Raw genomic sequence first — 23888 nt, forward strand, 5'->3', positions numbered from 1 at the left:
AACAACAAACAATTTGATTGATGACAAGCCAAACTGCAATTTAGGCGCCGTAGCTTGAACCCCAACACCTTGCGAGGATTTGACATGCCCACTGCCGCGCCGATCCTGTTGACCCCCGGCCCCCTGACCACCTCGACCCGCACCCGCCAGGCGATGATGGTGGATTGGGGGTCGTGGGACGACCGCTTCAACCAGCTCACAGCCAGTGTGTGCACGCAGCTGCTGGCGATCCTCAACGGTGCGGACAGCCACCACTGCGTGCCGCTGCAAGGCAGCGGCACCTTCGCCGTCGAAGCGGCGATCGGCACCTTGGTTCCCCGCAATGGCAAGGTGCTGGTGTTGATCAACGGCGCCTACGGCAAGCGCCTGGCGAAAATCTGCGAGGTGCTTGGCCGCGAATTCAGCACCTTTGAAACCGCCGAAGACGAGCCCACCACTGCCGCCGATGTGGATCGCCTGTTGAGCTCCGACAGCGCCATCACCCACGTCGCGCTGATCCATTGCGAAACCAGCACCGGCATTCTCAATCCGTTGCCGCAGATCGCCGAGGTGGTCAAACGCCACGGCAAGCGCCTGATCATCGACGCCATGAGTTCCTTCGGCGCGCTACCGATTGATGCCCGTGAAATCCCCTTCGACGCGCTGATTGCCGCCTCGGGCAAATGCCTGGAAGGCGTGCCGGGGATGGGCTTTGTCTTTGCCGAAAAAGCGGCGCTGGCTGCGGCCCAGGGCAACTGCCATTCCCTGGCGATGGACCTGTTCGACCAGCACACCTATATGGCCAAGACCGGACAATGGCGCTTCACCCCGCCCACCCACGTGGTTGCCGCCCTGCATGAGGCGCTGCTGCAATACGCAGAAGAAGGCGGCCTGCCCGCGCGTCACCAGCGCTATGCGAATAACTGCCAGGCATTGCTGGACGGCATGGCCGAACTGGGCCTGCGCAGTTTTCTGCCAGCGGCGATCCAAGCACCGATCATCGCCACCTTCCACGCTCCCGACCACCCGCGCTACCGGTTCAAAGACTTCTACGAACGGGTCAAGGCCAAGGGGTTCATCCTGTACCCCGGCAAATTGACCCAGGTGGAAACCTTCCGCGTGGGCTGCATCGGCCATGTCGACGCAGCCGGCATGCGCGCAGCGGTCAAGGCAATCGGCGATGTGCTGCAAGAAATGTGTAGGAGCGAGCTTGCTCGCGAAGAGCGTTAACGATAACGCGGGCATCCTGAGTCAACGCGGTGCCTGGATGTTTTTTGCGAGCAAGCTCGCTCCTACATAGATGAATGTCATTACCCACAGGATCTGAACCATGAACTATCAAAACCCCAACACCCTCCAGGCCGTTATCCTCGACTGGGCCGGCACCGTAGTCGATTTCGGCTCCTTCGCCCCCACGCAGATTTTTGTCGAGGCCTTCGCCGAGTTCGACGTGCAGGTGTCTATCGAGGAAGCCCGTGGCCCGATGGGCATGGGCAAGTGGGACCATATCCGTACCCTCTGCGACCAGCCGCAGGTTGCCGAACGCTACCGCAAGGCGTTCGGCCGCTCGCCGACCGACGACGACGTGACCGCCATCTACCAGCGCTTCATGCCGCTGCAGATCGAGAAGATCGCTGAACACTCGGCCCTGATCCCCGGCGCCCTCGACACCATCGCCGCCCTGCGCGGCCAAGGCATCAAGATCGGCTCCTGCTCTGGCTACCCCAAGCAGGTGATGGACAAGGTCGTGGCCCTGGCTGCCACCAACGGCTACGTCGCCGACCACGTCGTGGCTACCGACGAAGTCCCCAACGGTCGCCCTTGGCCGGCCCAGGCACTGGCCAACGTGATCGCCCTGGGTATTGATGATGTGGCCGCCTGCGTGAAGGTCGACGACACCGTGCCGGGCATTCTCGAAGGCCGACGTGCCGGCATGTGGACCGTGGCCCTGACCTGCTCGGGCAACGCGCTGGGCCTCACCTACGAGCAATTCCGCGCCCTGGACAGCGACACACTGGCCAGCGAGCGCCAGCGCATCGAGGCGATGTTCGAAGCTTCACGTCCACACTACCTGATTGACACCATCACCGATCTGCCACGGGTCATTAGTGACATCAACCAGCGCCTGGCCCGCGGGGAAATGCCGCAGGCCTACTGACCGAAGTCAAGACAAGGGCATTGGCAACAAGCGCAGCGCTCAAAACAGGCATACAGTTAATGCACTCCATCGCTAAAGAATGGAGGTATGCCCTGATGAGTGAGGAACACAGCGATGCCCTGGAAAAATTCCGATACGCGCTACAGCACTATGTCCATTGCGTTGCACTGGTTGATGGTGGTGCTGCTGGCGGTGGTCTACGCCTGCATTGAACTGCGCGGGCAATTCCTCAAAGGCAGCGGCGCACGCACGCTGATTGTGGAAATGCACTTTATGCTCGGCCTTACCGTGTTTGTGCTGGTATGGCTGCGCCTGTTCGCACGCAGCCTGGGGGTGGCGCCGAAGATCGTGCCGGCACCGCCGCAATGGCAGAATCTGCTGGCGAAGCTGATGCACTGGGCGCTGTATGCGTTGATGATCGGGTTGCCGATTGCCGGTTGGTTGATCGTCAGTGCCAAAGGGCATTCGGTGATGTTCTATGGAATGGAATTGCCGCCGCTGATCGCGGAAAACAAGGCGCTGGCCGAGGAGATTGAAGGCTGGCATGTGCTGTTCGCCCAGGTCGGCTATTGGTTGATCGGGCTGCATGCACTGGCGGGGATCTTTCATCATTATGTGGTGCGCGATAACACGGCGCTGCGCATGATGCCGGGTGGGAGGAGGCTTTAAGCCAACCCATTCATCGACTGAACTCAGGCCATCAGTTAAGCGCAACTCCCCTGTGGGAGCGGGCTTGCCCGCGAAGGCGGTGTGTCAGTCACAGTATCTCCTACTGCACTACCGCCTTCGCAGGCAAGCCCGCTCCCACAAGGGGTTTGCGTCAGTCGCTGAAGCCTCGGCGGCCTTGCAGGCCGCCGGTGTGGATGAAGATCAGGCGCGTGCCGGGGGCAAAGCGTCCGGCCTCGATCTGCTGTTTCAATGCCAGCAGCGCCTTGCCGGTGTAGAGCGGTTCCAACGGTAGACCGCATGCTTGCTCGGTGCACTGGATGAAGTCCAACAACAGCGGATCGACCTTGGCAAAGCCACCGCGACTGGCGTCCAGCAACGCATAACCGTCCTGCACGATAGCACTCACGTTCTGCGCTACACCGTGATCATCCGGCACCGCCAGAGCACCATACACCCGATGCGCACCCGCCTCCGCCAGTGCCAGCCCCGCCACTGTCGTGCCGGTACCTGCCGCCAGCCACCAGGCGTCGTAATCGGTCCAACCGAGGCTGCCCAACTGCGCCCGCGCCTGCTCGACCAACACGCCACAGCCCTGCGCACCGGCCAGCCCACCGCCGCCTTCGGGTATCGGATAAAAGTCGGGATACTGCTCACGCCAAGGCAACCAGAAACCCGCTTCATGCCGCGCCCGATAACCGCCATAACCGAGCCAATGCAGTTGCATGCCGAAGGCTGTGAGGTCGAGAACCGTGGGGGTGTCTTGAGGATGGCCCCGCAGCAGGCCGACCGTGGGAAAACCAAAGCGCTTGCCCGCCGCCGCCAGTGCATGCAGATGGTTGGAGTAGGGACCGCCGAGACTCATCACTCCCGTGGCGCCTGCGTGTCGTGCCTGGGCCAAGTGCTCGGTGAGCTTGAACCACTTGTTGCCGCTGATCAGCGGATCGATACGGTCCAGGCGCAGCACGGCCAGCTCGACTCCGTTCAGCCAATCCAACTGCAAAGATTCAAGGGGCGCGTGGGGCAGCCAGTCGAAAGGACCCATGTGGGCGCATCTGCATGAAAAAAGGGGCGGTAGTCTAACACCGCCCCTATTGTCGCCTTACAACTCGGCCGCCAGGCGCGAGCCCTGGTTGATGGCGCGCTTGGCGTCCAGTTCGGCCGCCACATCGGCGCCGCCGATCAGGTGCACGTTCTGGTTGGCTGCGACCAGGCCGTCGTGCAATTCGCGCAGCGGGTCCTGGCCGGCGCAGATGACGATATTGTCCACCGCCAGGACTTGCGGCTCGCCCTCAGCGCCGATGCGGATATGCAAGCCTTCATCGTCGATCTTCAGGTACTCAACGCTGTTGAGCATCTGCACCTGCTTGTTCTTCAAGCCGGTGCGGTGGATCCAGCCCGTGGTCTTGCCCAGGCCGTCGCCCACCTTGGAAGCCTTGCGTTGCAGCAGGAACACTTCACGGGCCGGTGTATGGCGCTCGGGTTTGATCCCGGCCACGCCGCCACGGGCTTGCAGTTGGGTGTCGATGCCCCATTCTTTCCAGAACGCCTCGCGATCCAGGCTGGTGGAGACGCCTTGGTGCACGAGGAATTCAGACACGTCAAAACCGATGCCACCGGCGCCGATCACCGCCACGCGCTTGCCCACCGGCTTGCGCTCAAGGATCACGTCCAGGTAACTCAGGACCTTGGCGTTGTCGACACCGGGAATCGCCGGGGTACGCGGTGCGATGCCGGTGGCCAGGATCACCTCGTCATAACCACCCGCTACCAGTTGCGCAACGTCCACACGGGTGTTGAGGCACAGCTCGACGTGGGTGGTCTGCAATTTGCGTTTGAAATAACGCAGGGTCTCGAAGAACTCTTCCTTGCCCGGCACGCGCTTGGCGATATTGAACTGGCCGCCGATCTCGCTGGCCGAGTCGAACAAGGTCACTTGATGCCCGCGCTCGGCGGCCACGGTGGCAGCGGCCAGACCCGCGGGGCCTGCGCCGACGACCGCGACCTTTTTGATCTGCTTGACCGGCAGGTAATTGAGTTCGGTTTCGTAGCACGCCCGCGGGTTGACCAGGCAGGTGGTGAGCTTGCCGCCAAAGGTGTGGTCCAGGCAGGCCTGGTTGCAGCCGATGCAGGTATTGATCTCATCAGCGCGCCCGGCAGCGGCCTTGTTGACGAACTCGGGGTCGGCGAGAAACGGCCGCGCCATCGAGACCATATCGGCGTCGCCTTCGGCCAGGATCTGCTCAGCAATTTCCGGAGTGTTGATGCGGTTGGTGGTGATCAGCGGGATCTGTACCGAACCGCGCAATTTGGCCGTGACTTTACTGAACGCACCACGGGGTACCTTGGTGGCGATGGTCGGGATGCGGGCTTCGTGCCAGCCGATACCGGTGTTGATGAGCGTCGCGCCGGCCTGTTCGATGGCTTTGGCCAACTGCACGATTTCTTCCCAGACGCTGCCGCCTTCCACCAGGTCGAGCATCGACAGGCGGAAGATGATAATGAAGTTCGGGCCTACGGCTTCGCGTACCCGGCGCACGATTTCCACCGCCAGGCGCATGCGATTTTCAAAGCTGCCGCCCCAACGGTCGGTGCGATGGTTGGTGTGGGCGGCAAGGAACTGGTTAATGAAATAGCCTTCGGAACCCATGATTTCGACGCCGTCATACCCGGCGACCTGGGCCAGCAGCGAGCAGGTGACAAAATCCTGGATCTGCTTTTCGATGCCCTCTTCATCCAATTCCTTGGGCTTGAACGGGTTGATGGGCGCCTGGATAGCGCTCGGTGCCACCTGCTTGGGGCTGTAGGCGTAACGCCCGGCGTGGAGGATCTGCATGCAGATCTTGCCACCCGCGTCGTGCACGGCCTGGGTGACGATCTTGTGCTTGCGCGCCTCTTCTTCGGTGGTCAGCTTGGCTGCACCGGCGTACACGCCGCCCTCGTCATTGGGGCCGATACCGCCGGTGACCATCAGGCCCACGCCGCCACGGGCACGCTCGGCAAAGTAAGCGGCCATACGCTCGAAACCGCCGGGCTTTTCTTCCAGGCCAGTGTGCATCGAGCCCATCAGGGTACGGTTGCGCAAGGTGGTAAAACCCAGGTCCAACGGGGCCAGCAGGTGCGGGTAGGCAGCAGCGGTCATGGTACAGCTCCACAACGGATCATCACGGGACGTGGCGCGCTCGAACGGCGTGCCATCGGTTTATGTCCCACAGACTAAGAGGCGGTGGACGACGGCTCAATGACTGAAACTGACAAGTTATTGATCCAAATGCACAGTGCCCCTTGGCAAGCCACGCCATGGGCCCTACCCTAGTCGCGAACCCTGCACCTGGTCTGTTGTCTGTTGCCCCATGCGTAAACTTCTAGCGTTCACCGTCATCATGGCCCTGGTTGCCTCCCTCGCCGCGTACTTGGTCTGGACCCAGGAGCGCCCCGTGGCGCATTACCTGTCCGACCTGCGCATCACCCTCGCCGTCAACGAGGGCGAACCGGCCGACCGGGGCAACCTGTTGGGCATCCAGCCGGAACTGTTCCCTGCCGATTACCAAAGCCTGGAACGCCTGCACCTGAAGCTGTCGGCCTACCTGCAAAATGCCCGGGACCTTGGGCTGATCAATGCCAAGACCGTGGTGGTGCTGCCGGAACATATCGGCACCTGGCTGATGCTCGGCGCAGAGAAGAATGAGCTGTACCAGGCCGCTCACCTCAAGGACGCCATGAACTGGCTGTCGATCAGCAACCCGCTGCAATTTGCCAAAGCCTGGATCAGCGCCACCGGCGACAACCGCATGGACGATGCATACCTGCGCATGAAAGCCCCGGCCATGGCCCGCGACTATCAAGTGTTGTTTGGCGGCCTCGCCAAAGAATTTGGCGTGACCCTGGTGGCCGGCTCCATCGCCCTGCCCAACCCAAGCGTGATCCAGGGACAACTGGAGATCGGCCACGGCGCGCTGTACAACGTCAGCGTGGTGTTTGCCGCCGACGGCTTGCCGCTGGGCCAGCCGCAGCGCCAGCTTTACCCGATCTACGATGAGCGTGGCTTTATCGAGCCGGGCGATGAGCATGTCGTCAACGTTGTCGACACCCCCGCCGGGCGCCTGGGCATCCTGGTCGGCAGCGACAGCTGGTACCCGGACAACTACCGCAAGCTCAACGAGCAAGGCGCGCAATTGATCGCGGTACCCGCTTTTGTCACCGGCCGCGATACCTGGGAGCGTCCGTGGCGCGGTTTCAAGAGCGTATCTACGCCCTCAGAAGTGAGCCTCAAGCCCGAAGAAACCAGTGAGGGCGCGGCCTGGCGTCGTCTTACCCTGATCAGCCAGCCACCTGTCAGCGAAGCCACCGCGGGCATGAGCGTCTTTCTGCGCGGGCAATTCTGGGACCTGGGCAGCGCCGGCCAGAGTTTTCTCAGCCGCAATGGGCAAGTCTTCGCCGATGGCGACGCCCGTGGTGCGCGCTTGCTGAATATCTGGCTGTAGCGCCTTGAAGCCGGTGCGCCTGGGGGATCTGTCGGTGGGCTTCGTGCACACCCTGGCCGACGCCATCCACAGCCACGGCCTGGACCCACAGCCCCTGCTGCTGCAATACGGCCTTGATCCAGCTCGCCTGACTGAGGCCGGCGCACGCTTGTCGATCCCGCGCTACATGCGCCTGGGCCACGCGGCCATCCAACTGACCGGCAACCCCGGCCTGGGCCTGCGTATGGGCCAGCTCAGCCGCTTGAGCCAGGCTGGTCTTGCCGGCGTCACCGCCGCCCAAGCGCCCACAGTGCGCGAAGCGGCGCGCACGCTCACACGCTTTGAAGCGCTGTACGGCTCCAACTATCGCGGGCAATCAAGCTTTCATGAAGACGCTGAAGGCGCGTGGCTGCGGTTTTATTCCATCAGCCCCTATAACGCCTACAACCGCTTTGTGGTGGATTCGATCATCGCCGGCTGGCTGCAGCAATTGTCTGGCCTGGCGCAACAGCCGGTGCAGGCCCAGCGGATTGAAATCGAATTCGACGCGCCGGACTACCACGACCACTACAGGGTGTTGGGAGAGGGCGTGGTCCACTTCGGCGCCGAGGTCAATCAACTGCGCCTCAGCCAACCCACCCTGGCGCTGCGCAACCCGCAGCATTGCCCAAGCACCTGGCACCTGTTGCTACAGCTGTGTGAAAGGGAATTAGAGCAATTGACCCGCACCCGCAGCCTGCGCGAGCGCATTACCCGTTTGCTCGGGCCGATGCTCAATGGCGGCCGGGAACCCGACCTGGAGGAAGTGGCGGCACGCTTGAAGCTGCCAACCTGGACATTGCGGCGCAAACTGGCCGAGGAAGGCACGCAGTTTCGCGCGATCCTCAATGACACCCGTCGCGACCTGGCCATGACCTACATTCGCGATACGGAACTGGCGTTCGGCGAGATCGCCTACTTGCTCGGTTTTGCTTCGGCCCAAGCCTTCCAAAGGGCCTTCAGACGCTGGAACAACCAGACCCCAGGGGAATTTCGCCGCAGTCAGCGGCATTCCGCCTGAAGTCAGCGTTACAGCTCGGTGGCATCGTCGACCGGATCCAGCGGGTCCAATTCGAATGCCTGGTACTCCAGCAGCTCTTCCTGGTAATCATCCATGGTGGACTCCTTTTCGTGTTGAAAGCGGTTGCAGATTAATGACCTGCGAACCCAGCCTAAAGTGCCGTCATGACGAAAAAATGTCGACGTCGTGACATTCCTGCTCTTCAGGATTAAACGTAGCGGCGATCACTGGATTTAACTTAACCGCAACCTCGGTCAAAATGTGGGAGCGGGCTTGCTCGCGAAAGCGGTGTGTCATTCAACACACCTGGCGACTGTTACGCCGTATTCGCGAGCAAGCCCGCTCCCACATTAAAAGAGCATTGCGTTATTGCGCAGGCATCGGAAGCGGTGGAATCGCTTCTGTCGGGGCCGGCAAGGCAGGATCAGTCGGCGCCGGCGCAACCGGAGCGGGCTCTGTCACCGGTGCAATCGGTGCAGCCTCAGGTGGCGGCGCAAGCGGCTCTGCAGCGGCAGGCGCTACAGGCACCTCCTTCGGCGCTTCGACCTTCTCGGGTGCCGGAGCGGCCTTGGGTTCAGGCACGCCCAGGTCAGCCTTGGGCTGCTCGGGGATATGCTCGGCCTGCTTTACTTCCTGCGGCAGGAACACGTCCACCAACGCAAAGTAACGCTCGTAGAACTTCGGTGCCGAGACGGTCTCGCTTGCCACCTTCACCATCGAGTCGTCGGTGGAGCCAATCGGCATCGACACCGAGCCCAGCACGCCTACACCGAGGCTCGCGGAGTTGTTGACCTTCTTCAGCGCATAGCGGTCCTGCAAGGCATTGGCAAACATCGTCGAGTGATTGCTGCCCTTGCCATCAGCAGCGCACACCACATTGAAACTGATCTGCAGGTGGGTCTCGCCGGTCTGCTGGAAACTCTTGTTGCCGGCCACCAGTTTCGGATCGCTGCTGGTGATAATGTAGCCCTGGCTCAGCAGGGCACGGCGCGCAGCTTCACAGGCCGCCACATCGCTGACCGGGTAATCGCGGGAAAACGTACCGGAATCGTCGAAATTCTCATGTTCATAGATAGCGGTCTTGGGTGACGAGCAGCCCGCGGCGCCCGCCAGCACCAGCGCCAACCCGAGATTGCGCAAGTGAAATGATGTCGACATTGAAAATCCTGAAGAAAACGGTCCGGACGGTATTGTGCAACAGAACGCGACATTGAAGCGCGATTCCTGTCGGTAAAACATCTCAAGCTCAGACAGCGGCGTCAGTAGGAAAAAGCCCGGCGCACATATGATCGATAAAGGCCCGCAGCTTGGCCGAAGCATGGCGACTGGCCGGCCACAGCAACCAGAAACTGCCGCGATGTTCGAGGTGCTCATCCAGCACCCGTCGCAAACGCCCATGTTGTACGGCCTGGTTGACCATGTAGTCCGGCAGGCACGCAATGCCCAGTCCTTCTTGCACCACATGATTGAGGGACTCGATGGTGGTGCTGACCAGCGGTGCGCGCAGGTTCAGTTCCGCAGCCCCCGGGACAGGACGCAGTGGCCAGGGCTCCAGCTTGCCGGTGGCGCAGAATTTGTGCCGCAGGCAGGCGTGATGATTCAGGTCCTGTGGCCGATGGGGCGTACCATGCTGGTCGAAATAGCCGGGCGTACCGACGAGAACCAACTGGTAATGCCCTAGATGGCGCACCATCAAGCGCGAATCTTCTGGCTTGCCAGTGCGAATCACCGCGTCGAAGCCCTCCTCTATCACGTCCACCATGCGGTCGGAAAAATCCACATCCAACTCAATGTCCGGGTAGGCGCGCATAAAATCGCTGATCACCGGCATCAACAAGCCGCGCACTTGGGGCACACTGATCCGCAGCTTGCCGCGAGGGCTGGCAGTGACCTCAGTCAACTCCTGTTCGGCCGCCTCCAGTTCCGCCAGGATGCGCCGCGAACGCTCCAGGAACAGCGCGCCCTCGCTGGTCAGGGTGATACTGCGGGTGCTGCGATGAAACAACCTGACGCCCAGGCGCTCCTCCATCCGCGCAATGCTTTTACCCACCGCCGACGATGACACGCCCAGTACGCGGCCCGCAGCGGTAAAGCTGAGGGTTTGCGCGACCTGCACAAAAACCGAGAGGCTGCCCAGATTGTCCATGGTGATGCCTTTACCGATTGCGGACATCAACGTCCGATAAGTTCGGAACCTTAGCCTGTTTTTCCGCGCCTCGCAGCCCCCTACCCTGGCTCCTTGCCCTTTCAAGGAGAGCGCCCATGAACGACAGTCCCCTATTGGTCGATACAGCGCCCCACGCTGAACGCCTGCCCCTGGCCGGTCTGCTGGCGTTGGCCTGCGCCGGCTTTATCACCATCCTGACCGAGGCGATGCCCGCCGGCTTATTACCGCAAATCGGTGCTGGGCTTGGGGTCTCCCAGGCCCTGGTCGGGCAACTGGTGACCCTCTATGCGCTCGGCTCGTTGCTTGCTGCTATCCCCCTGACATTGCTGACCCGGGGTTGGCGCCGGCGGCCGCTACTGTTGATCGCCATCGGCGGTTTTGCATTGGTTAACAGCGTCACCGCGTTCTCCAGCCACTATGGCTTGACCTTGGCTGCACGATTTTTCGCCGGTGTGTTCGCTGGCTTGCTGTGGGCCTTGTTGGCGGGTTACGCCAGTCGTATGGTCGCACCTCATCTGCAGGGCCGGGCGATTGCCGTGGCCATGCTGGGTGCGCCGCTGGCCTTGTCCCTCGGCGTGCCCGCCGGCACCCTGCTGGGCACGCTTGTCGGATGGCGCGCCAGTTTTGCCATCATGACTGGCCTGACCCTGTTACTGCTGATTTGGGCGCGTTGGCAACTGCCGGATTTTGCCGGTGAACCGCCAAGCAAACGCCTCGGCTTACGTCAGGTACTGGCGTTGCCAGGCATCCGGCCGGTGCTCTGGGTGACCTTTACCTACGTGCTCGCGCATAACATTCTCTATACCTACATCGCCCCTTTGCTGGTGCCCGCCGGTATCGACCGCGAGATTGATCGCGTGCTGCTGGTGTTCGGCCTGATGGCCCTGCTGAGCATTTGGCTGGTAGGCATCTGGATTGACCGGCACCTGAGGCTGCTGACCCTCATCAGTTGCGCGATGTTCGCCGTTGCGGCCCTGCTGCTCGGACTATGGTTCAACTGCGTAGTCGCCATTTACGTCAGCGTGGCGTTGTGGGGGCTCGCCTTCGGTGGCCTCCCAGCGCTATTGCAAACCGCGCTGGCCAAGTCGGCTGGCAACTCGGCCGATACCGCCCAATCGATGTTGGTTACGGTATGGAACCTGGGCATCGCCGGAGGTGGATTAGTGGGCGGGCTCTTGCTCGAACGTTGGGGCGTCGTGGCATTTCCATGGGCAGTTCTAGGATTGATCGTGTTGGCGCTGGGTGCAATCCGGGGTAAAGCGCTGCCCGCGCGATGACAAGCTTGTTTACAACTTATTCCTCACCTTCCTATCATCGCCCCTGGGTGCGTTGTTGCATAAAGCACGGCGCAGGTTAAAAGCCAAGCATTGGTCGGGCCGCCAATGGAGATTTGTCGTGCCTGATAAACACCCCGCCATTCCCCGCCCCCAACGTTTGACTGAGGGCGCGCTGTCCGCCCTTGAGCGCTTTTCACACATCGAAGCCGTCAGCGGTATCGTGCTGCTGCTCGCCGCCATCGTCGCGCTGGTGTGGGCCAACAGCCCCGCCGCCGCGACCTACGAGCATTTCTGGAACACGCCCATCACCCTCGGGCTGGGCGATTACAGCGTGTCGCGCTCCCTGCATTTTCTGGTGAATGACGGGCTGATGACCATTTTCTTTCTGGTAGTCGGTGCCGAGATCCGCCAGGAAATCAAAGACGGCGCCCTCGCTAACCTGAAGCTGGCCACGCTGCCGTTGGGCGCGGCGTTGGGCGGTGTGCTGATGCCCGCCCTCATCTACACCCTGCTCAACCACGGCACCCCCGCCGCGAGTGGCTGGGCGGTCCCCACCGCGACCGACATCGCCTTTGCCGTGGGCGTGCTCGCGCTGCTGGGCAAATCGATTCCCAGTGGCGTGCGCATCCTGCTGCTGGCCTTGGCGATCATCGATGACATCGTGGCGATTCTGATCATCGCGATCTTTTTCACCGCCAGCCTCGACTACATGGGCTTGGTGATTGCTGTCGGCGGGCTGGCCCTGGTGTTGGTGTTCCAACGCATGGGCATCAGCAAGGCGGCGATCTACCTGCTGCCAGGCGCTATCGTGTGGTTTGGCCTGCTCAAGACCGGCGTGCACCCAACACTCGCCGGGGTGATCCTTGGCTTGATGACCCCCGTCAATTCCAAGCCCACCCGGGAACGCCCGCTGGAAACCATCGAACGCACCTTCAACGAGCTGATGGACCGGTTCTCGCAGCCAGCCGAAGGGGCCCAGCAAGTCGCCACGCCCCTCAAACAATTGCGCGAAGCTCAACGGGAAATACTGCCGCCAGTGCAGCGTGTTCAATCGGCGCTGCACCCCTGGGTCGCGTTCGGCGTAATGCCGCTGTTTGCATTGGCCAACGCCGGTGTGAGCCTGGACGGTTTCAATCTGGATGACCCGCTGGCCCATGGCGTATTTATGGGTGTCGTCTTCGCCCTGGTGCTCGGCAAGCCTCTGGGCGTGATGCTGGCGAGCCTGGCGCTGGTCAAGCTCAACATCTGCAAGCTGCCGGACGGTGTGAACTGGACGGGCGTTGGCCTGGTAGGGCTGTTGGCGGGGATCGGTTTCACCATGTCGATCTTTATCTCGTCCCTGGCATTTTCCGACCCGGCCCTGCTGTCGGCTGCGAAGCTGAGCGTATTGGCGGCTTCAACCCTGGCGGCGGTGATCGGGTTGACGTGGGGCAAGCTCAAGTTTGCAGCCAAGAACGCCTAAAGCGCATTCAGCACTCACTTTATCAAGGGCAAAAAAAGACCCCGGCCTTTTCAGGTCGGGGTCTTTTTATTCAGGCCGGCATCAGTACTTCTTGATGTCTGCCTGGGTTTCCAGCTGCTTGCGGTAGGCCGCGAAGTCCTGCTGGCCAATACGGGAAGCGAGGAAGCGGCGGTATTGCGCCTTTTCTTCGTCCGTAGGGGCCGCCGCTTCGTTCACGCCGTTCAAGCGCACGATCATCAGGCTGCCATCGCGCAGGGTCACGGTGGTGAAGGTAGGCTTGTCCTTGGCCGCCGGCTTGGGCATGCGGAACAAGGCTTGCAGCACGGCCGGGTCGATAGACTCCTGACCACGGGTAGCCGCCTCAGTCACCTTCCAAGCCTGACCGTCAACCGGCTGGTCCAGCGCGGTCTTGCCATCACGCAGGCTGGCGATCAACTCGTCGGCACGGGCTTTGGCAGCAGCGCTTGCGCGCTCCTTGGTCATCTGGGTGCGAATGGCCGCCTCGACCTTCTCGAGCGGCAGTTGGGCCGGCTTGAGATGCTCCTTGGCACGCAGCACGATGATGGTTTCCGGGTCCAGTTCGATGGCGCTGCTGTTGGCACCTTCATCCAGCACTTCCGGGCTGAATGCGGCAGTGACCACGGCACGGTTGGCCGCTACACCTTCGCCACCTTCGCGGCCAAACGGCGCGGAGGTATGGACGGTCAGCTTCAGGTCAGACGCCGGCTGAGCCAGGTCAGAGGCTTCGAATGCCGCATCTTCCAATTGCTTGGTCGCTTCGACAAAACGCTGTTCAACCTGCTGTGCCTTGAGCTCGCGGGTCAGCTTGTCTTTCAGGCTGGCGAACGATGGCACTTCAGGCGCTTCAACGCCCAGCAACTTGATCAGGTGCCAACCGAAGGTGGTGCGCACCGGCGCCGACACCTGGTCTTGCTTCAAGCCGTACAAGGCGGTTTCGAAGTCCGGGTCGTAAACACCAGGGCCAGCAAAACCGAGGTCGCCGCCATTGTTGGCCGAACCTGGATCCTGGGAGAACTCCTTGGCCAGAGCTTCGAACTTCTCACCCTTGGCCAGGCGCGCCTGGATGTCTTCGATCTTGGCCTTGGCTTGCGCCTCGGTGACCTTGTCGTTGACTTCAATCAGGATATGCGCGGCACGACGCTGTTCAGCGAGGTTGGCGGTTTCCTTCTCGTAGGCAGCCTGCAGCTCATCGTCCTTGACAGTCACCTGGTCGAAGAAGGAAGACTTCTTCAATTCCAGATAGTCGATGACCACTTGGTCCGGGGTCATGAACTCTTTGGCGTGCTGGTCGTAGTAGGCTTTGACCTCATCGTCGGTGAGTTTCACCGCCGCGGGATCAGCCTTGATGTTGACGGTGGCGAAATCGCGGGTCTGTTTTTCCAGACGGGCAAATGCCAGCACCTCGGCGTCGGTCACAAACCCGCTGCCGGCGATGCCTGCGCGAACCTGGCCGATCAGCATTTCCTGGGTCAGCATCTGACGGAATTGCATGCGGCTATAGCCCAGCTGGCGGATCACTTGGTCAAAGCGTTCGGCGTTGAACTTGCCGTCCACCTGGAATTCCGGCGTCTGCAGGATCACCTGATCCAGCGCAGCTTCCGAGAAGCCGAACTTGGAATCGGCAGCGCCTTGCAGCAGCAGCTTGCGATCGATCAGGCCCTTGAGGGCAGCATCGCGCAGCAGTTTTTCGTCGAGCAGGGAAGCATCGAAATCCTTACCCAACTGTTGCATCAGCTGGCGCCGTTGCATATCGACAGCCTGGCTCAGCTCGGTCTGGGTGATTTGTTCACCGTTGACCTTGGCCACGTCCTGCTTGTTATTACCCGAAGCCTGGAAAATGGCTTCGATACCGGTGAACGCCATCAAAGCGACGATGATCCCGATAATGGTCTTGGCAATCCAGCCTTGTGAATTGTCCCTGATATTTTGCAGCATGCGTCCCCCAGAAACGGTTGAACTTCAAAAATTAGGCAACCGTGGAGCGTGGGTAGAGTCCGGATAGAAGAAAGGCGCATCCGAGGATGCGCCTTCTCGTAACTGGCGGAGCGGACGGGGGTTCGAATCTGCACCCCCGGCGTGGCGACCCGATACGTGGGTCAGCTACCGCTCCGCTGCCAGGCCAGACCTGCGTCCGACCCGGGTAAGCAAAGGCTTGAACGAAGCTTAGTTAACGGCTTCTTTCAGGGCTTTACCGGCTTTGAAACCTGGTTTCTTGGCAGCAGCGATTTGCAGTGCTTTGCCGGTCTGTGGGTTACGGCCAGTGCGAGCTGGGCGGTCAGTCACAGAGAAAGTACCGAAGCCTACCAGTACCACGGAGTCGCCGGCCTTCAGAGCGCCAGTGACGGATTCGATTACTGCGTCCAGCGCACGGCCAGCAGCAGCTTTCGGGATATCAGCGGATGCAGCGATAGCATCAATCAGTTCCGACTTGTTCACTCTAAGTCCCCTTATATATCTATTGAGTATGATTCTAAGTTTTTTGGTAAAAAGCAAAACCAGTGCTGAATGGCCTACAGACACTTAAGAGCCGCTTTATAACAAGGGCTCTAAAAAGCTGTCAAGGAAGCCCCCCAGGCTCCAACACATTAATGCGTGCTAATTCTTTCCTTGGAATCGGACTCGCGTTTTTCGTCCTTCGCGACGATCTCCGGGGCCACATCCGGCAAGGGCTCCGGCGCGTATTGCAGCGCAATTTGCAGGACCTCGTCAATCCATTTAACCGGTTTAATCTGAAGATCCTGCTTGATATTGTCAGGAATTTCCTTCAAGTCGCGAACATTCTCTTCAGGAATGATCACGGTCTTGATTCCACCTCGGTGCGCAGCGAGTAATTTCTCTTTCAGACCACCGATCGCCAATACCTGGCCACGCAGGGTAATTTCTCCGGTCATCGCCACATCGGCGCGCACAGGAATGCCGGTCAACGCTGATACCAGCGCCGTGCACATGCCTACGCCAGCGCTAGGGCCGTCTTTGGGGGTCGCCCCTTCCGGCATGTGGATATGGGTGTCGTGCTTCTCGTGGAAGTCCAGCGGGATGCCCAGGCTGCGGGCGCGGCTGCGTACCACGGTCTGCGCGGCCGTAATGGATTCGACCATCACATCACCCAGGGAGCCGGTCTTGATCAACTGGCCTTTGCCCGGAATCACCGCCGCTTCGATGGTGAGCAATTCGCCACCCACCTGGGTCCACGCCAAGCCAGTCACCTGGCCGACCTGATCCTGCTGCTCGGCCAGGCCGTAGCGGAATTTCTTCACGCCCAGGAAGTGTTCCAGGGAATCGGCGACCACCTTCACAGAGAAGCGTTTTTCCAACGCGTGCTCCTTCACCGCCTTGCGGCAGATCTTCGCGATCTGGCGCTCAAGGCCCCGTACACCGGCCTCGCGGGTGTAGTAGCGCACGATGTCACGGATCGCCTCGACCTCGAATTCGATCTCGCCCTTCTTCAGGCCGTTGGCCGAAATCTGCTTGGGCGCCAGGTACTTGACCGCGATGTTGATCTTCTCGTCTTCGGTGTAGCCCGGCAGACGAATCACCTCCATCCGATCCAGCAAGGCTGGCGGAATGTTCATGGAGTTGGAGGTGCACAAGAACATTACGTCAGACAAGTCGTAGTCGACTTCCAGGTAATGGTCGTTGAAATTATGGTTCTGCTCGGGATCAAGCACTTCGAGCAAGGCCGACGCCGGATCGCCACGCATGTCGCTGCCCATTTTGTCGATTTCATCGAGCAGGAACAGCGGGTTGCGTACACCCACTTTTGTCATCTTTTGAATCAATCTTCCTGGCATCGAACCGATGTAGGTACGGCGATGACCACGGATCTCAGCTTCGTCACGCACGCCACCCAAGGCCATGCGCACGAACTTGCGGTTAGTCGCGCTGGCAATCGATTCCGCCAGGGAAGTTTTACCCACACCTGGAGGCCCGACCAGGCACAGCACCGGACCGCGGATTTTTTTCACACGTTTTTGCACGGCGAGGTACTCAAGGATGCGCTCCTTGACCTCTTCCAAACCGTAATGGTCAGCGTCGAGAATCTCTTCAGCACGGGCCAGGTCCAGGCGCACCTTGGTCTGGGCCTTCCACGGCACTTGCACCAACCAGTCGATATACGAGCGCACCACAGTGGCTTCGGCCGACATTGGCGACATCTGCTTAAGCTTGTTCAGCTCGGCGGTGGCCTTGGTCAGGGCGTCTTTGGGCAGGCCAGCGGCATCGATACGCTTTTTCAGCTCTTCGATTTCGTTGTGGCCCTCCTCGCCGTCGCCGAGCTCCTTCTGAATGGCCTTCATCTGCTCATTCAGGTAGTACTCGCGCTGGCTACGTTCCATCTGCTTCTTCACGCGGCCACGGATACGCTTCTCAACCTGCAACAGGTCGATTTCGCCATCCAGCATCGCCAATACGTGTTCGACACGGGCCGACAGGTCGATGATTTCGAGGATGTCTTGCTTCTGCTCGATCTTCAGCGCCATGTGTGCAGCCATGGTGTCGACCAGGCGGCTCGGTTCATCAATGCTGTTGAGCGAAGACAGGACTTCAGCCGGGACTTTCTTGCCCAACTGCACATATTGCTCGAACTGCGACAGCAGGCTGCGCACGAACACCTCGGATTCACGCTCCGGGGCTTCGACTTCTTCGATCAGCGCCACTTCCGCGCGCAGGTGGCCGTCCACCTCCATAAAGCGCTCTACGGCACCGCGCTGCTCACCTTCGACCAACACCTTGACGGTGCCATCGGGCAGCTTGAGCAATTGCAGGACAGTGGCAATGGTGCCGACGCGATACAGGGCATCTTCACCCGGATCATCATCAGCAGGATTCTTCTGGGCCAACAGCAGGATTTGCTTGTCGCCCGTCATCGCGGCCTCGAGGGCTTCGATAGACTTCTCGCGCCCCACGAACAGCGGGATAACCATGTGCGGATAGACGACGACATCGCGCAACGGCAGGAGAGGCAATTCGATGGTTGTCTTCATGATTTCGCCTCTATGACAGTTCAAAAATAAGCTTGAAACCAAGATGGGGGTTACATGCAAAAAAAACAAGCTCAATGCCAGTAGTTAAACGCATGAATACACGCGAATTTAACCACCGCCCTAAGAAACGCCCCCAAAGACAAGGGGCCCCTAGAGGCCCCTTGCTTGTACCGCAACTGCTGAACGCTTATGCGTCGGGTGCAGCCTTGGCAGCCGGCTCACTGTTTTCGTAGATATACAGTGGCTTGGACTTGCCTTCGATCACGCTTTCATCGATCACCACTTTACTCACCTCAGACTGCGAGGGGATTTCGTACATGGTGTCGAGCAACACGCCTTCGAGGATAGAACGCAGGCCACGTGCACCGGTCTTACGCTCCAGTGCTCGCTTGGCCACCGATTTCAGCGCGTCGGTCCGGAACTCGAGGTCTACACCTTCCATCTCGAACAATTTGCCGTATTGCTTGGTCAGGGCGTTTTTCGGCTCGGTGAGGATCTGGATCAAAGCCGCCTCATCCAACTCGTCCAACGTGGCCAGGACCGGCAGACGGCCAACGAATTCCGGGATCAGACCGAACTTGACCAGATCGTCAGGCTCGACTTCACGCAGGGACTCGCCCACCTTCTTGCCCTCTTCCTTGCTGCGCACTTCCGCACTGAAACCAATGCCGCCACGGGTGGAACGCTGCTGAATCACCTTCTCCAGACCGGAGAACGCACCGCCACAAATGAACAGGATGTTACGCGTATCAACCTGAAGGAATTCCTGCTGCGGATGCTTGCGACCACCTTGCGGCGGTACGGACGCAACCGTGCCTTCGATCAGTTTCAACAGGGCCTGCTGCACGCCTTCACCGGAAACGTCCCGGGTGATCGACGGGTTATCAGACTTGCGCGAGATCTTGTCGATCTCGTCGATGTAGACAATACCCATCTGGGCTTTCTCTACGTCGTAGTCGCACTTCTGCAGCAGTTTCTGAATGATGTTCTCGACATCTTCACCCACGTAGCCAGCCTCGGTGAGGGTGGTGGCGTCGGCGATGGTGAACGGAACGTTCAGCAGGCGAGCGAGGGTTTCTGCAAGCAGGGTTTTACCCGAGCCTGTAGGACCGATCAGCAAGATGTTGCTCTTGCCGAGTTCAACCTCATCACCTTTCTTGTCACGCTGGTTCAAGCGCTTGTAGTGGTTGTACACCGCTACGGCCAGAACCTTCTTTGCACGTTCTTGACCAATGACGTACTGGTCAAGGATGCCGCTGATTTCTTTAGGCGAAGGTAATTTATGCGCACTGCTCTCGGCCTGGGCTTCCTGCACCTCCTCACGGATGATGTCATTGCACAGGTCGACGCATTCGTCGCAGATAAACACCGAGGGGCCGGCAATCAATTTGCGTACTTCATGCTGGCTTTTGCCACAGAAGGAGCAATAGAGCAGCTTGCCGTTGTCCTCGCCGTTGCGGGTGTCAGTCATTCGTTCGATCCAAATCCGATAGGCTTGCAACACAAGATGAAGGCTTATGCGGGCTTTTTCAAGCCCGCCAGTGGTCAGACATGCCGACCAGCCCTATTTTGAGCGGCTTATATTAAGCGGGGCGCTTGTCGATCACTGCGTCGATCAACCCGTATTCCTTGGCGGCTTCAGCGCTCATGAAATTGTCACGGTTGGTATCGCGCTCGATTTCTTCCAGGGTGCGCCCGCTGTGCTTGGCCATCAGCGTGTTGAGACGCTCACGAATGAAGAGGATTTCCTTGGCGTGGATTTCGATGTCCGACGCCTGGCCCTGGAAACCGCCCAGCGGCTGGTGAATCATCACGCGCGAGTTCGGCAGGCAGAAACGCTTGCCTTCGGCACCCGCAGTCAGCAGGAAGGCGCCCATGCTGCACGCCTGGCCAATACAGGTGGTCGACACGTTTGGCTTGATGAACTGCATGGTGTCGTAGATCGACATGCCCGCAGTCACCGAACCGCCCGGTGAGTTGATGTAGAGATGGATGTCCTTGTCCGGGTTTTCCGCTTCAAGGAACAGCAATTGCGCACAGATCAGGTTGGCCATGTAGTCCTCTACCGGGCCAACCAGAAAGATCACTCGCTCCTTGAGCAGGCGCGAGTAGATGTCGTAGGCGCGTTCGCCACGAGCGGACTGCTCGACAACCATCGGGACCAGGCCGCCTGCGGCCTGGATATCAGAGTTCTGCTGAATATAGGAATTACGGAACATGCTCTGCAGTTACTCCCAAATAGTCATGTCTTGAAAACGCATAAGCCAGCGCGAGGCTGGCTTATGGTTGAATTTCCAACGAGTTGGACAATCAGTCGGCTTGTGCTGCTTCCGCCGGTTTGACTGCTTCTTCGTAAGAGACCGCTTTATCGGTCACCTTAGCCTTCTGCAGAACAGTATCCACAACTTGTTCTTCCAGCACAACCGAACGTACTTCGTTCATCTGCTGCTCATTCTTGTAGTACCAAGCCACGACCTGCTCAGGCTCCTGGTAGGCCGAAGCCATTTCCTGGATCATTTCACGAACGCGGTCTTCGTCTGGCTTGAGGTCGAACTGCTTGACCACTTCAGCCACGATCAGGCCCAGCACAACGCGGCGCTTGGCTTGCTCTTCGAACAGCTCGGCCGGCAGTTGGTCAGGCTTGATGTTGCCACCAAACTGCTGAACCGCTTGAACGCGCAGACGATCCACTTCGTTGGACAGCAGGGCCTTAGGCACTTCGATCGGGTTGGCGGCCAGCAGACCGTCCATGACCTGGTTCTTGACCTTGGACTTGATAGCCTGGCGCAGCTCACGCTCCATGTTCTTGCGAACTTCGGTGCGGAAGCCTTCGATGCCGGTTTCCTTGATGCCGAACTGGGCGAAGAACTCTTCGTTCAGCTCTGGCAGCTTAGGCTCGGAAACGCTGTTGACGGTAACGGTGAACTCGGCGGCTTTGCCAGCCAGGTCCAGGTTCTGGTAGTCAGCAGGGAAAGTCAGGTTCAGAACGCGCTCTTCGCCGGCTTTGGCGCCAACCAGGCCGTCCTCGAAACCAGGGATCATGCGGTTGGAACCCAGCACCAGTTGAGTGCCCTTTGCGGAGCCGCCAGCGAAGACTTCGCCGTCAACCTTGCCAACGAAATCGATGTTCAGTTGGTCTTCGTTCTGGGCGGCACGGTCGGCCACTTCAAAACGAGTGTTCTGCTTGCGCAGGATTTCCAGCATGTTGTCCAGGTCCGAATCGGCCACTTCGGCGCTCAGACGCTCGATTTCGATACCGTCGAAACCGGCCACTTCAAATTCCGGGAACACTTCGAATACGGCAACGTATTCCAGGTCCTTGCCCGCTTCCAGGGACTTGGGCTCGATCGAAGGCGAGCCTGCCGGGTTCAGCTTTTGCTCGACAACGGCTTCGTAGAAAGAAGCCTGGATCACGTCACCTACAGCTTCCTGGCGCGCATCGGCACCAAAACGACGCTTGATTTCGCTCATCGGCACTTTGCCTGGACGGAAACCAGCGATCTTGGCCTTTTGGGCAGTCTGCTGCAGACGCTTGTTGACCGCAGTCTCGATACGCTCTGCCGGCACGGTGATGCTCAGGCGGCGCTCGAGAGCAGTAGTATTTTCAACAGAAACTTGCATGGATATTCCTCGTTGCACAGACATTAGCCGGCCATTTCCGACCCCAATCAAGGGCATGCATTCTAGTGGGTCAAACTCAAGAAGTCACCCTACTGAAAACACAGCGGAAAACAGCCGGCAATTTATCGGTACGAAAGCACTGAAGTACCTCGCCCCGGTGACAAATACAGCCAAATTGCGCCAGGGCTCTGCGCCGCCCCTCTCTATATATAGAAGGAACACGCATCCATCTCCCTGACGGCCCGCCCTGCGAACAGAGCGAGCAAGCAACGCGGCATCATCGAGATACACAAATACGACGACACGCCCTGCCGGGGCAGCCCAGCACCTGCGACCACCCAATCTCAAACCGCCAAAACCAAAAAAGGCGCCAGACTGTTAAATCTGGCGCCTTTCGAATATGGGGTGGACGAAGGGGATCGAACCCTCGACAACGGGAGTCACAATCCCGTGCTCTACCAACTGAGCTACGCCCACCATATTGCGTTAACAAAGAAACCAAACCACTTCTTTGTTGAGCCCTGCCCCGCCTGACGACCGGGAAAAGCTTTAATTGGTGCGGATGAAGAGACTCGAACTCTTACGCCTCGCGGCGCTGGAACCTAAATCCAGTGTGTCTACCAATTCCACCACATCCGCGCTTGAAGCTCTTAAAGCAAAGGCGCCAGACTGTTAAATCTGGCGCCTTTTCAGAATATGGGGTGGACGAAGGGGATCGAACCCTCGACAACGGGAGTCACAATCCCGTGCTCTACCAACTGAGCTACGCCCACCATATAGCGCTACTTGTGCCAAAGCTGCCTAATGGCGCACCCGGCAGGACTCGAACCTGCGACCATCCGCTTAGAAGGCGGATGCTCTATCCAGCTGAGCTACGGGCGCCTTATTAATCTGTACTCTTGGAGGATTACAAACTAAGTGCTTCCAGCCTTGCAGTACAACTATTCTGCTCGACCTTCTTAACCAGTGCTAGGCTGTGCCCGACAAGTGCGACGAATAGTATAGATGCCCCGGAAACCCGTCAAATCTTTTTTGAAAAAAACTGATTTTATTTAAGGGGTTAGGGCAATTTGCAGACCAAGCGCCTTTGCCCTCGCGCCTTGGCATGCGAGAATGCGCGCACTTTTCTTCCCCCTCTCGATGGTTAATCACGCGTAATGACTGCACAACTTATCGACGGCAAATCAATCGCCGCCAGCCTGCGCCAGCAGATCGCCAAACGAGTCACCGAGCGCAGCCAGCAAGGCCTGCGCACGCCTGGCCTCGCGGTGATCCTGGTCGGCAGCGATCCTGCCTCTCAGGTTTATGTCTCGCACAAGCGTAAAGACTGTGAAGAGGTCGGCTTTATTTCCAAGGCCTATGACTTGCCTTCGGACACCACTCAACAGGCCCTGACCGACCTGATTGACAGCCTCAACGATGACCCGAACATGGACGGCATCCTGCTGCAACTTCCACTGCCAGAGCACCTGGACGCCTCCAAGCTGCTGGAGCGCATCCGCCCGGACAAAGACGTCGACGGTTTCCACCCTTATAACGTCGGCCGCCTGGCCCAACGCATTCCCCTGCTGCGCCCATGCACCCCCAAAGGCATCATGACGCTGCTGGAAAGCACCGGTGTCGACCTGTATGGCCTTGACGCTGTGGTGGTGGGCGCATCGAACATCGTCGGTCGCCCGATGGCCATGGAGTTGCTGCTGGCCGGCTGCACCGTGACCGTCACCCACCGCTTCACCAAGGACCTGGCCGGCCACGTCGGCCGCGCTGACCTGGTGGTAGTCGCCGCCGGCAAGCCAGGCCTGGTCAAGGGTGAGTGGATCAAGGAAGGCGCCATCGTCATCGACGTGGGCATCAACCGCCAGGAAGACGGCAAGTTGGTGGGCGACGTGGTGTATGAAACCGCCCTGCCCCGCGCTGGCTGGATCACGCCAGTGCCAGGCGGCGTCGGGCCCATGACCCGGGCCTGCCTGCTGGAAAACACCTTGTACGCAGCGGAAACCCTGCACGGTTAATAACCAGGCGTAATGAAAAA

The 23888-nt window shown here is 59.7% G+C and carries 18 protein-coding genes and 4 tRNA genes; 8 read left to right on the forward strand and 14 right to left on the reverse strand.

The window, feature by feature from the left end:
* Window positions 1-84: 84 nt before the first annotated feature.
* The 3 genes from RHM69_RS08485 to RHM69_RS08495 all read left to right on the forward strand — a co-directional run bounded on the left by RHM69_RS08485 (window position 85) and on the right by RHM69_RS08495 (window position 2806).
* Window positions 85-1209, forward strand: a complete 1125-nt coding sequence (locus tag RHM69_RS08485) for a 2-aminoethylphosphonate--pyruvate transaminase (RefSeq protein WP_200599268.1) — start codon at window positions 85-87, stop codon at window positions 1207-1209.
* A 100-nt stretch (window positions 1210-1309) separates the two neighbouring features.
* Complete coding sequence (gene phnX / locus RHM69_RS08490; protein WP_200599269.1) at window positions 1310-2137, forward strand: phosphonoacetaldehyde hydrolase; 828 nt, start codon at window positions 1310-1312, stop codon at window positions 2135-2137.
* 114 nt (window positions 2138-2251) lie between these two features.
* Window positions 2252-2806 carry a cytochrome b gene (locus RHM69_RS08495; RefSeq protein ID WP_137271362.1) on the forward strand — a complete coding sequence of 185 codons (555 nt, stop codon included), beginning with the start codon at window positions 2252-2254 and terminating at the stop codon, window positions 2804-2806.
* A gap of 151 nt (window positions 2807-2957) precedes the next feature.
* Here RHM69_RS08495 and RHM69_RS08500 read toward each other — a convergent pair whose 3' ends face one another.
* Together RHM69_RS08500 and RHM69_RS08505 are read right to left on the reverse strand one after the other, a co-directional pair.
* Window positions 2958-3848, reverse strand: a complete 891-nt coding sequence (locus RHM69_RS08500) for a 1-aminocyclopropane-1-carboxylate deaminase/D-cysteine desulfhydrase (protein ID WP_200599270.1) — start codon at window positions 3846-3848, stop codon at window positions 2958-2960.
* A gap of 57 nt (window positions 3849-3905) precedes the next feature.
* Window positions 3906-5945, reverse strand: a complete 2040-nt coding sequence (locus tag RHM69_RS08505) for an NADPH-dependent 2,4-dienoyl-CoA reductase (protein ID WP_200599271.1) — start codon at window positions 5943-5945, stop codon at window positions 3906-3908.
* A 211-nt stretch (window positions 5946-6156) separates the two neighbouring features.
* Between RHM69_RS08505 and RHM69_RS08510 the strand changes: the two genes are divergently transcribed.
* Together RHM69_RS08510 and RHM69_RS08515 are read left to right on the forward strand one after the other, a co-directional pair.
* On the forward strand, window positions 6157-7287 hold the full coding sequence (locus RHM69_RS08510) for a carbon-nitrogen hydrolase family protein (protein WP_019819478.1): 1131 nt from the start codon (window positions 6157-6159) through the stop codon (window positions 7285-7287).
* Window positions 7288-7291: 4 nt separating this feature from the next.
* Window positions 7292-8326: an AraC family transcriptional regulator gene (locus RHM69_RS08515; RefSeq protein ID WP_200599273.1), complete on the forward strand. Its 1035-nt coding sequence runs from the start codon at window positions 7292-7294 to the stop codon at window positions 8324-8326.
* A gap of 366 nt (window positions 8327-8692) precedes the next feature.
* On the opposite strand, the gene RHM69_RS08520 is transcribed toward RHM69_RS08515, so the two are convergent.
* Together RHM69_RS08520 and RHM69_RS08525 are read right to left on the reverse strand one after the other, a co-directional pair.
* Window positions 8693-9484, reverse strand: coding sequence for a DUF2242 domain-containing protein (locus RHM69_RS08520; protein ID WP_014718983.1), 792 nt, complete (start codon window positions 9482-9484; stop codon window positions 8693-8695).
* An 88-nt stretch (window positions 9485-9572) separates the two neighbouring features.
* Complete coding sequence (locus RHM69_RS08525; RefSeq protein WP_014718984.1) at window positions 9573-10472, reverse strand: LysR family transcriptional regulator; 900 nt, start codon at window positions 10470-10472, stop codon at window positions 9573-9575.
* 116 nt (window positions 10473-10588) lie between these two features.
* On the opposite strand from RHM69_RS08525, the gene RHM69_RS08530 reads away from it, so the two are divergent.
* Window positions 10589-11770: an MFS transporter gene (locus RHM69_RS08530; RefSeq protein ID WP_014718985.1), complete on the forward strand. Its 1182-nt coding sequence runs from the start codon at window positions 10589-10591 to the stop codon at window positions 11768-11770.
* Window positions 11771-11888: 118 nt separating this feature from the next.
* Window positions 11889-13232: a Na+/H+ antiporter NhaA gene (nhaA, locus tag RHM69_RS08535; RefSeq protein WP_106111670.1), complete on the forward strand. Its 1344-nt coding sequence runs from the start codon at window positions 11889-11891 to the stop codon at window positions 13230-13232.
* Window positions 13233-13313: 81 nt separating this feature from the next.
* Here nhaA and RHM69_RS08540 read toward each other — a convergent pair whose 3' ends face one another.
* From RHM69_RS08540 to RHM69_RS08585, 10 genes are all read right to left on the reverse strand, one after another.
* Window positions 13314-15188, reverse strand: a complete 1875-nt coding sequence (locus tag RHM69_RS08540) for a SurA N-terminal domain-containing protein (protein ID WP_014718987.1) — start codon at window positions 15186-15188, stop codon at window positions 13314-13316.
* A gap of 228 nt (window positions 15189-15416) precedes the next feature.
* Window positions 15417-15689: an HU family DNA-binding protein gene (locus tag RHM69_RS08545; RefSeq protein WP_003174819.1), complete on the reverse strand. Its 273-nt coding sequence runs from the start codon at window positions 15687-15689 to the stop codon at window positions 15417-15419.
* A 149-nt stretch (window positions 15690-15838) separates the two neighbouring features.
* The gene (lon, locus tag RHM69_RS08550; RefSeq protein WP_003192252.1) at window positions 15839-18235 is read right to left on the reverse strand and encodes an endopeptidase La; all 2397 of its coding nucleotides are present in this window, start codon (window positions 18233-18235) and stop codon (window positions 15839-15841) included.
* A 187-nt stretch (window positions 18236-18422) separates the two neighbouring features.
* Window positions 18423-19706 carry an ATP-dependent Clp protease ATP-binding subunit ClpX gene (gene clpX, locus RHM69_RS08555; protein ID WP_003192254.1) on the reverse strand — a complete coding sequence of 428 codons (1284 nt, stop codon included), beginning with the start codon at window positions 19704-19706 and terminating at the stop codon, window positions 18423-18425.
* 112 nt (window positions 19707-19818) lie between these two features.
* Complete coding sequence (gene clpP, locus RHM69_RS08560) at window positions 19819-20454, reverse strand: ATP-dependent Clp endopeptidase proteolytic subunit ClpP (protein ID WP_003192255.1); 636 nt, start codon at window positions 20452-20454, stop codon at window positions 19819-19821.
* A gap of 91 nt (window positions 20455-20545) precedes the next feature.
* A complete protein-coding gene (tig, locus tag RHM69_RS08565; RefSeq protein WP_014718988.1) occupies window positions 20546-21856 on the reverse strand; it encodes a trigger factor in 1311 nt (436 codons plus the stop codon).
* A 401-nt stretch (window positions 21857-22257) separates the two neighbouring features.
* Window positions 22258-22333: transfer RNA gene (locus tag RHM69_RS08570), tRNA-His, on the reverse strand.
* 77 nt (window positions 22334-22410) lie between these two features.
* A tRNA-Leu gene (locus tag RHM69_RS08575) sits at window positions 22411-22495 on the reverse strand.
* A 58-nt stretch (window positions 22496-22553) separates the two neighbouring features.
* Window positions 22554-22629: transfer RNA gene (locus tag RHM69_RS08580), tRNA-His, on the reverse strand.
* 32 nt (window positions 22630-22661) lie between these two features.
* Window positions 22662-22738: transfer RNA gene (locus tag RHM69_RS08585), tRNA-Arg, on the reverse strand.
* A gap of 275 nt (window positions 22739-23013) precedes the next feature.
* Between RHM69_RS08585 and folD the strand changes: the two genes are divergently transcribed.
* Entirely contained in the window at window positions 23014-23868 is an 855-nt protein-coding gene (folD, locus tag RHM69_RS08590; RefSeq protein ID WP_014718989.1) for a bifunctional methylenetetrahydrofolate dehydrogenase/methenyltetrahydrofolate cyclohydrolase FolD, read from the forward strand.
* Window positions 23869-23888 lie beyond the last annotated feature (20 nt).

Source organism: Pseudomonas sp. CCI1.1 (assembly GCF_034348165.1).
GTDB lineage: Bacteria > Pseudomonadota > Gammaproteobacteria > Pseudomonadales > Pseudomonadaceae > Aquipseudomonas > Aquipseudomonas paracarnis.

Bases quoted from the DNA above. Each gene is read 5' to 3' on its own strand.
- RHM69_RS08485 (WP_200599268.1), top strand. From the start codon at position 85: ATGCCCACTGCCGCGCCGATCCTGTTGACCCCCGGCCCCCTGACCACC.
- phnX (WP_200599269.1), top strand. From the start codon at position 1,310: ATGAACTATCAAAACCCCAACACCCTCCAGGCCGTTATCCTCGACTGG.
- RHM69_RS08495 (WP_137271362.1), top strand. From the start codon at position 2,252: ATGCCCTGGAAAAATTCCGATACGCGCTACAGCACTATGTCCATTGCG.
- RHM69_RS08500 (WP_200599270.1), bottom strand. From the start codon at position 3,848: ATGGGTCCTTTCGACTGGCTGCCCCACGCGCCCCTTGAATCTTTGCAG.
- RHM69_RS08505 (WP_200599271.1), bottom strand. From the start codon at position 5,945: ATGACCGCTGCTGCCTACCCGCACCTGCTGGCCCCGTTGGACCTGGGT.
- RHM69_RS08510 (WP_019819478.1), top strand. From the start codon at position 6,157: ATGCGTAAACTTCTAGCGTTCACCGTCATCATGGCCCTGGTTGCCTCC.
- RHM69_RS08520 (WP_014718983.1), bottom strand. From the start codon at position 9,484: ATGTCGACATCATTTCACTTGCGCAATCTCGGGTTGGCGCTGGTGCTG.
- RHM69_RS08525 (WP_014718984.1), bottom strand. From the start codon at position 10,472: ATGGACAATCTGGGCAGCCTCTCGGTTTTTGTGCAGGTCGCGCAAACC.
- RHM69_RS08530 (WP_014718985.1), top strand. From the start codon at position 10,589: ATGAACGACAGTCCCCTATTGGTCGATACAGCGCCCCACGCTGAACGC.
- RHM69_RS08540 (WP_014718987.1), bottom strand. From the start codon at position 15,188: ATGCTGCAAAATATCAGGGACAATTCACAAGGCTGGATTGCCAAGACC.
- lon (WP_003192252.1), bottom strand. From the start codon at position 18,235: ATGAAGACAACCATCGAATTGCCTCTCCTGCCGTTGCGCGATGTCGTC.
- clpX (WP_003192254.1), bottom strand. From the start codon at position 19,706: ATGACTGACACCCGCAACGGCGAGGACAACGGCAAGCTGCTCTATTGC.
- clpP (WP_003192255.1), bottom strand. From the start codon at position 20,454: ATGTTCCGTAATTCCTATATTCAGCAGAACTCTGATATCCAGGCCGCA.
- tig (WP_014718988.1), bottom strand. From the start codon at position 21,856: ATGCAAGTTTCTGTTGAAAATACTACTGCTCTCGAGCGCCGCCTGAGC.
- folD (WP_014718989.1), top strand. From the start codon at position 23,014: ATGACTGCACAACTTATCGACGGCAAATCAATCGCCGCCAGCCTGCGC.